Source organism: Actinophytocola sp., assembly GCF_045807065.1.
GTDB lineage: Bacteria > Actinomycetota > Actinomycetes > Mycobacteriales > Pseudonocardiaceae > Actinophytocola.
The window spans coordinates 1-7439 of the sequence record NZ_JBJMIE010000577.1 but is presented as its reverse complement, the minus strand read 5'-3'; the positions used below and the strand labels follow the sequence as shown (position 1 = coordinate 7439).

The 7439-nt window shown below is 69.9% G+C and carries 9 protein-coding genes; 5 read left to right on the top strand and 4 right to left on the bottom strand.

The window, feature by feature from the left end:
* Positions 1-366, top strand: a 366-nt coding sequence (locus ACJ73U_RS33980; RefSeq protein WP_407781846.1) for a DUF4232 domain-containing protein, incomplete at its 5' end; no start/stop codon positions are given.
* A 4-nt stretch (positions 367-370) separates the two neighbouring features.
* Here ACJ73U_RS33980 and ACJ73U_RS33975 read toward each other — a convergent pair.
* The gene (locus ACJ73U_RS33975) at positions 371-1030 is read right to left on the bottom strand and encodes a response regulator (protein ID WP_407781845.1); all 660 of its coding nucleotides are present in this window, start codon (positions 1028-1030) and stop codon (positions 371-373) included.
* Entirely contained in the window at positions 1027-2742 is a 1716-nt protein-coding gene (locus ACJ73U_RS33970) for a sensor histidine kinase (RefSeq protein ID WP_407781844.1), read from the bottom strand. Before ACJ73U_RS33970 ends, ACJ73U_RS33975 begins: the two co-directional genes overlap by 4 nt.
* 190 nt (positions 2743-2932) lie before the next feature.
* Between ACJ73U_RS33970 and ACJ73U_RS33965 the strand changes: the two genes are divergently transcribed.
* Positions 2933-3127 (top strand): hypothetical protein, encoded by a 195-nt coding sequence (locus ACJ73U_RS33965; protein WP_407781843.1) that lies wholly within the window; start codon positions 2933-2935, stop codon positions 3125-3127.
* Here ACJ73U_RS33965 and ACJ73U_RS33960 read toward each other — a convergent pair.
* Both ACJ73U_RS33960 and shbA read right to left on the bottom strand, forming a co-directional pair.
* Complete coding sequence (locus ACJ73U_RS33960) at positions 3113-3427, bottom strand: ArsR/SmtB family transcription factor (RefSeq protein ID WP_407781842.1); 315 nt, start codon at positions 3425-3427, stop codon at positions 3113-3115. The genes ACJ73U_RS33965 and ACJ73U_RS33960 overlap by 15 nt on opposite strands.
* A 106-nt stretch (positions 3428-3533) precedes the next feature.
* Positions 3534-4187 carry an RNA polymerase sigma factor ShbA gene (shbA, locus tag ACJ73U_RS33955; RefSeq protein WP_407781841.1) on the bottom strand — a complete coding sequence of 218 codons (654 nt, stop codon included), beginning with the start codon at positions 4185-4187 and terminating at the stop codon, positions 3534-3536.
* A gap of 251 nt (positions 4188-4438) precedes the next feature.
* On the opposite strand from shbA, the gene ACJ73U_RS33950 reads away from it, so the two are divergent.
* From ACJ73U_RS33950 to ACJ73U_RS33940, 3 genes are all read left to right on the top strand, one after another.
* Complete coding sequence (locus ACJ73U_RS33950; RefSeq protein WP_407781840.1) at positions 4439-5131, top strand: TetR/AcrR family transcriptional regulator; 693 nt, start codon at positions 4439-4441, stop codon at positions 5129-5131.
* A 62-nt stretch (positions 5132-5193) separates the two neighbouring features.
* A complete protein-coding gene (locus tag ACJ73U_RS33945; RefSeq protein ID WP_407781839.1) occupies positions 5194-6090 on the top strand; it encodes an AurF N-oxygenase family protein in 897 nt (298 codons plus the stop codon).
* Between the two features lie 45 nt (positions 6091-6135).
* Positions 6136-7314, top strand: a complete 1179-nt coding sequence (locus tag ACJ73U_RS33940; RefSeq protein WP_407781838.1) for an RtcB family protein — start codon at positions 6136-6138, stop codon at positions 7312-7314.
* The last annotated feature ends 125 nt before the right edge of the window (positions 7315-7439 follow it).

Genomic DNA, 7439 nt, shown 5'->3' with positions numbered 1-7439 from the left:
TACCGCGCGCTCGTCTTCACCAACAAGGGCACCCGCACCTGCACCATGCAGGGCTTCCCGGGCGTCTCGTACGTCACGGGCGACGACGGTCACCAGGTCGGCCCGGCCGCCTACCGCACCGGCAGCAAGGGCGCGGTGGTCACGCTGAAGCCGGGCGCCAGCGCGTTCACCGACGTCGGCTTCGTCCAGGTCGCCAACTTCGACCCGGCCGTCTGCAAGCCGACCGAAGTGCGTGGCCTGCGGGTCTACCCGCCGCACGACTACGACTCGATGTTCCTGCCCAACCCGGGCACGGGCTGCGCCGCCACCCCGCCGGGCAACCAGCTGACCGTCGCGACGATCCAGCCGGGCACCGGCCCGGCGTAGTGCGCTAGGCGTCGGCCATCAGGCCGGTACGCCACGCCCACGCGGCCACCTCGACGCGGTTGCGGGCCCCGATCTTGGCCTGCACCGCGGCGAGGTGCGTCTTCACCGTCGACAGCGACAGGTACAGCTCCGTACCGATCTCCGTGTTGGTCAACCCCCGCGCCGCCGCCCGCACGACGTCCAGCTCACGCTCGGTCAGCGCCTCGGTCGTGGACTCGGCGGCCGGCGCGGTCGCGTTCGCCGTCGCGAAGTGGCGCAGCAGCCGGACCGTGATCTGCGGCGACACCAGGGCGTCCCCGCGGTCCGCCGCCCGCACCGCCTCCAGCAGCAGCGCCGGACCGGCGTCCTTCAGCAGGAAGCCGTTGGCGCCGTTGGAGAGCGCGGTGTGCACGTACTCGTCCAGGTCGAACGTGGTGACCACGACGACCTTCAGCGGGTCGGCCACCCCGGGACCGGCGAGTGACTTCGTCACCTCGAGCCCGTCCATGCCCGGCATGCGGATGTCCAGCAGGCACACGTCCGGCCGCAGCTCGCGCGCCAGCCGCACCGCCGACACCCCGTCGGGGACGTCCGCGACCACCTCGATGTCGTCCTGCGTCTCCAGGATCATCCGGAAACCGGCGCGCACCATCTCCTGGTCGTCCGCGATCAAGACCCGGATCACGATTCCTCTTTTCGCAACGGCAGCCACGCCTCGACGTTCCAGCCGACATAACCGCTCGGGCCCGCCTCGAAGCGGCCGCCGAGCAGCTCCACCCGTTCCCGCATGCCGACCAGACCGTAGCCGCCCGACCCACCCACCGGGTCGGCCGGTCGCTTGCGGCCGTCGTCGCGCACCTGGACGTGCAGCGTGTCCTCGACACCCGCCACCCGGACGTGCGCGACACTCGCGTCCGGCGCGTGCTTGCCGACGTTGGTCAGCGACTCCTGCACCAGCCGCAGCACCGACCGGCCCATCTCGTGCGGCAGCTCCGCCGGCAGGTTCAGGTCCAGCTCGACGCGCGGACCGGTGAAGTCCTCGACCACCGCGTGCAGGTCCGCGGCCAGGTCGGTCGTCGCGTCACCGGTCGCGTCGGAGCTGCCGGCGACCCACGCGGCCGTGCCCTCCCGCAGGCTGCCGACGAGCGTGCGCATGGCCGTGAGGGCCGCGGTGCCGCTGCGCTCGATCCGTTCCAGCGCGGGCAGCGCGACATCGGGGTTCCGCTCCGCCACCAGCAACGCCGCCTGCGCCTGCACGACGATGCCGGTCACGTGGTGGGCGACCACGTCGTGCAGCTCACGGGCCAGCGCTATCCGCTCGCCCTGCTGCGCGGAGGTCACCGCCGCCTTCACGGTCTGGCTCCGCTCCCGGTCGCGCGCGCGGAAGTACCAGCCGGTCACCACCGCCACGAGCAGCAGGAACAGGAGGTAGATGACGACCTCCTGGACCGTGCTGACGCCGACCTGCGTCGCGATGAGCACCAGCAGGGCACCCGTCAGCGCGGCGCTGGCCCACAGCGCCGAGCCCAGCGGCACGTACCGGATCACGTACGCGATGAGCGCCATGCTGGCGGCCATGCCGGTGAACGGCAGGATCCCGGCCGACGCGTGAATCATGACGGAGAACAGCGAAGCGAGCAGGAACGCGCCGGTCGTGATGTAGGCGTTGCGCAGCGGGTACCTGGTCCCGAAGAACGCGCACAGGCCGGCGACCACCGACGCGGCCAGGCCGAGCAGGCTCGGGAGGTCGCTCTCGGCCAGCTGCACCAGCGTCAGGACCCCGAGCGCCGCGCCGAGCGGCCACTGCTTGCGGACGAGCGCGCCCATCTCCGTCTCGACCCGCTTCTTGCCCGACCGGCGCAGGAAGACTCCGGCCGCGATGGCCCCGGCGAGCAGGATGAACCCGAACAGCAGCGACTCGTAGAGGTCCGTGGGGAAGAAGAACGCGCCGATGCCGCCGGAGTAGGTCGGGCAGACGGTGTAGACACCGTATTCGCAGTAGGCCTGCCGGATGACCATCGAGGCGAGGCACGACACGACGAGCGCGGTCACACAGGCGGAGGCGACGACCGGCGGGCACCGCCACACGACCAGCACGACCAGCATCACCCCGCCGACCAGCTCGGTGATCAGGATGTGCGACAGGCCGATCGAGGACGGGCCGACCTCCGCGGCCCGCATGACCACCGACGACACGGTGAGCGTGAGCGCGGCCGCCGTGGCACCGATCGCCGGGCGGGTGGTACCGAGCCAGGCCCAGGCGGCGAAGAGCGCCGCCCCCGGCAGCGTCAGCAGCGTTCGGGTGGAGGGACCTTCCAGGGCCATGACGGCGTCCAGCAGGAGCGTGACGCCGAGTAACGCGCCCAGCCAGCGATGCGGCACTGGGATGGGTGTCATGCGAGCACACGTTAGGGGAGTGCCGAACTCGCCGCCTCGGTCATCCGGCGTCGCGGGGTCGGCCGATCGGCCAGTGCGCGCCGCCCGTGCCGTGACCGGTCGGCCGGCTGGTCACGGCTGTTCGACCGATCCGCCGACCCCTCCTCCCGAGCGAAGCTGTCACCAGCAAGTTCGACGAGGGAGGAACGAAATGCTCGAGGCAATCGCGGTCTGGTCCGGTGCGGTCGTGGGAATCGTCGTGGTGCTGTTGATGGCACTCGGCCCGGTCATCGTCGAGGTCGACTCCTGGTGGTACGAACGCAGGATGAACCGGCGCGCCCGCAAGGCGGAGAACATGGAGACCAAGGCGCCGAGCCCCGCCCGTCCGGAGCTAGCCCGCGTCTAGGACCGTGCGCACGAGCCCGGGGAACCGGGTCTCCAGCTCGTCGAGGCGCAGGGTGTTCATGCGCTGCCGGCCGTCGTCGTACTGGCGGAGGATGCCGGCGTTGCGCAGGGTTCGGAAGTGATGGCTGAGCGTCGAGGCGGCCACCGGCAGGCCGAACGTGCCACAGGCCCGGTCACCCCCGGTCATCAGAAGGCGCATGATCTGCCGCCGGGTGGGGTCGGCGAGAGCGCGCAGCACGTCGTCGATGTCGACCGACTCGACGTCCGGGTGGGACAGCGGCGCCCACCGTCCAATCGACATCCCCTGGTAGCCCTCTCTTCAACACGTGGCGAAGAGACTACCCGTTTTCCGAGTGGCGGTCGGCGACGCGGCGAGCCCCCTGCGACCCTCCGCGCCGCCGAGGCTTTCAGCGGGTGATGGTCCGGCGCAGGCGGTTCAGCGCGCGGTGCTGGGCGACGCGGACGGCGTCCGGTGTCGTACCCACCGCCTCGGCCGTCTCCTGGGCCGACATCCCCAGCACGACCCGCATGACGACGATCTCGCGCTGCCTGGGCAGCAGCGTCGCCAGCAGGTCGCTCGTCTGCTCGACCAGTTCCCGCCGCAACGCGATCTCCTCGGGGTTCTCCTCGAAGGTGATCGTGTCGGGTGTCTCCGCGGTCGGCAGCGAGCGGTCGCGGGCGGCGGCGCGGTGGACGTCGGCCACCTTGTGCGACGCGACGCCGAAGACGAACGACAGGAAGGGGCGGCCGAGGTGCTGGTAGGTGGGCAGCGCGCGGAAGATCGCGATGCACACCTCCTGCGCCACGTCGTCCGCGGAGCTGATCGGCCGAACCCGCCCCAGCTTGGTGCGACAGAACCGCACCATGATCGGCCGCAGGTAGCTCAGCAGCTCGTCGGTCGCGGCGGTGTCGCCGGCCGACGCGGCCACGGCCACGACGTCCAGGTTGGCTTTCGTGACCGGACGCGACCAGGCCGGTGCGGTGGGTGGCACCACCGTCACGTTCGCCAGATCGGCTTCGAGCTGAGCCAGATCCACTTCTGGCTCGACAGTGCACAACATCGCTCGCCCTCCTGGTGCCCCCCGGCGGTTGTGTTCGACTCAAGAGAGCGCGCAGCGGGGTCACAAATACGTCCCGGCCGCAACTAAAACCCCGGAGAGCGAAAACCGCCGCCCGATGGGGCAGCGGTTCTCACGGGCCGTGTGCGGGTGCTCACCACGTGCTGACGGCCATGTCCCCCCTGGTCCGAGGCGTCGTTCAGCCGTCACCCGGCACGGACCCGCGAACGGCGCACCGGGGATACGGTTGACGGGTGGCGGACTCTCCCGGAGCGGTGATCAGGACACCGAAGAGCGAGGCGACGCGGACGCTGATCGTGGAGACGGCGCTGCGGCTGTTCCAGGAGAACGGCTACGACAAGACGACCATGCGGGCCATCGCGCGCGAGGCCGGGGTCTCGGTGGGCAACGCGTACTACTACTTCTCGTCGAAGGAACAGCTCGTCCAGGGCTTCTACGACCGGATAACGCAGCTGCACGAGGAGGCGTGCGCCTCCGTGCTGGCGACAGAGCGGGACTTCGCCAAACGTTTGCGCGCCGTCCTGCTGGCGTGGCTCGAGGTCGCCGCGCCGTACCACGAGTTCGGCCGGCAGTTCTTCGTGAACGCCGCCGATCCGGCGAGTCCCTTGAGCCCGTTCTCGAACGAGTCGTCGCCGGCGCGGGATGCCCAGATCACGTTGTTCCGGCGGGTGCTGGAGGGGTCTACGGCGAAGGTGGACCCGGAGCTGCGGCCGGAGTTGCCCGAGCTGCTGTGGCTGTACGAGATGGGGGTCGTGCTGTTCTGGGTGCACGACGGGTCGGCGGGGTGCCGGCGCACGCGGATGCTGGTCGACCGGACGGTGCCGCTGCTCGACCGGGTCATCGGTCTGTCCCGGTTGCGGCTGCTGCGGCCGGTGACGCGCGAGATCGTCCAGCTCATCGGCGATCTGACGCGCACCGAAGCTTGACAGTCCGGCGAACCTCGGTAACCGTTACGAGAAGTTACAGATATCTTGCCGGGAGGTTCGCGATGGCGCGCGTGCTGCAACCGAAGGACCGGGACAAGACCGCCGAGCGGCTGCTGGACTCGTCGATGCGCAACTCCTACGACCCGGACGTTGACATCGACTGGGACGCGCCGCTGGTCGAGGGCAAGAGCTTCATGCCCGAGGAGCGGGTGTCGCTGTACGGCACGGCGCTGTGGGACCGGCTCTCGCCGGAGCAGCGCCTGGAGCTGACGAAGCACGAGATCGGCAGCATCACCAGCGTCGGCCTGTGGACCGAGATCGTGCTGATGCAGCTGCTGGCGAGGTATGCCGCGGACCTGGACCCGCGCAGCCCGCACACCCACTACGCCCTGACCGAGATCGGCGACGAGACCCGCCACGCGATCATGTTCGGCAAGGCCATCGGCAGGCTCGGCCTGCCCGCGTACGGCCCGCCACGGGTGGTCCGCACCCCGGCGAAGCTCTTCGGCGCGCTGATCGGCGGCCCGGCGATGTTCGCGTCGGTGCTGGTCGTGGAGGAGACGACGGACCGCCTGCAGCGTTCGATGCTGGACGACGAGCGCATCCAGCCCATGATCCGCATGATCAACCGCATCCACGTGGTGGAGGAGGCCCGGCACGTGCGGTACGCGCGGGAGGAGCTGGTGCGCGGCGTGGGTTCCCTGGGTCGGCGGGCCCTGGAACTGCACCGCCTGGTGACGGCGGTGGTGGCCCACACGGTGGTGAACGTGCTGGTGCACCCCGCGGTGTACAGGGCGGTGGGCCTGGACCCACGCGAGGCGCGGGCGGTGGCGTTGGCGAACCCACACCACCACGAGACCCGCCGCTGGATGGCGGAGAAGATCGTCCCGTTCCTCACCGAGGTGGGAATGATCGGCGGCCCGTCCGAGCGGATCTGGCAGAAGGCCCACCTGCTGTGATTATTCGGTCGTGCCACTGATTTTCTGATCCCTACCCTGGAGCACATGGCAGCGACGAAGATCCGAGGAAAGCACGTCGACATCCACCTGTGGACCCGACCGGAGACGGTCGAGGACCAGGCGATGCGGCAGTTGCACAACATCGCCGCGCTGCCGTGGACGTACAAGCACGTGGCCGTGATGCCGGACGTGCACTACGGCAAGGGCGCCACGGTGGGCTCGGTGATCGCCATGCGCGATGCCGTGTCGCCCGCAGCCGTGGGCGTGGACATCGGCTGCGGCATGACCGCCGTGCGGACGTCCCTGCGCGCGGAGGACCTCCCGGACTCCCTGTCCCGCCTGCGCGGCCTGCTGGAGCGCGCGGTGCCGGTGGGTTTCGGCCAGCACAGGGCAACGGCGTTCACGGACCGCGACGTCCCGGACTGGGACACGTTCTGGCGTGGCTTCGAGGCCCTGACCCCCAAGGTGAAGGCGAACTCGGCGAAGGCACTGCACCAGATGGGCACGCTCGGCGGTGGCAACCACTTCATCGAGGTGTGCCTGGACACGAAGAGCCAGGTCTGGGTGATGCTGCACTCCGGAAGCCGGGGGATCGGAAACCTCCTGGCCCAGCACCACATAGAGGTCGCCCGCGGCCTGGCCCACAACCAGGAACTACCAGACCCGGACCTGGCGGTGTTCTTGGCCAAGACGGCGGAGATGAAGGCATACCGCCACGACCTGTTCTGGGCCCAGGACTACGCCCGCCGCAACCGAGCGGTGATGCTGAGACTGATCTGTGACGTCCTGCGCACCCAGTTCCCCCAGATCACCTTCGAGGAGCCGATCTCCGCCCACCACAACTACGTGGCCGAGGAAACCCACTTCGGCGAGGAGGTACTGGTAACCCGCAAGGGCGCCATCCGAGCCGGCCGAGGCGACCTGGGCATCATCCCAGGCTCGATGGGCACGGGCTCGTACATAGTCCGAGGCCTGGGCAACCCAGACTCGTTCGAAAGCGCCTCCCACGGTGCCGGCCGAAGGATGAGCCGCAACAAGGCCCGCAAACAGTTCACCGAAGCAGACCTGGCAGCCCAAACAGCCGGCGTCGAATGCCGCAAGGACGCAGGCGTAGTGGACGAGATCCCAGCCGCGTACAAGGACATCGACGAGGTAATCCGCAACCAGGAAGACCTGGTCGAGGTGGTTGCCAAGCTCAAGCAGGTGATCTGCATCAAGGGCTGAACAAACGGCCAACCGACCCGGCGCGGGCCACGTGGGTTCACCCACGACCCGCGCCGGTCTGGCCGCGCCGGTCTGGCCGCGCCGGTCTGGCCGCGCCGGTCTGGCCGCGCCGGTCTGGCCGCGCC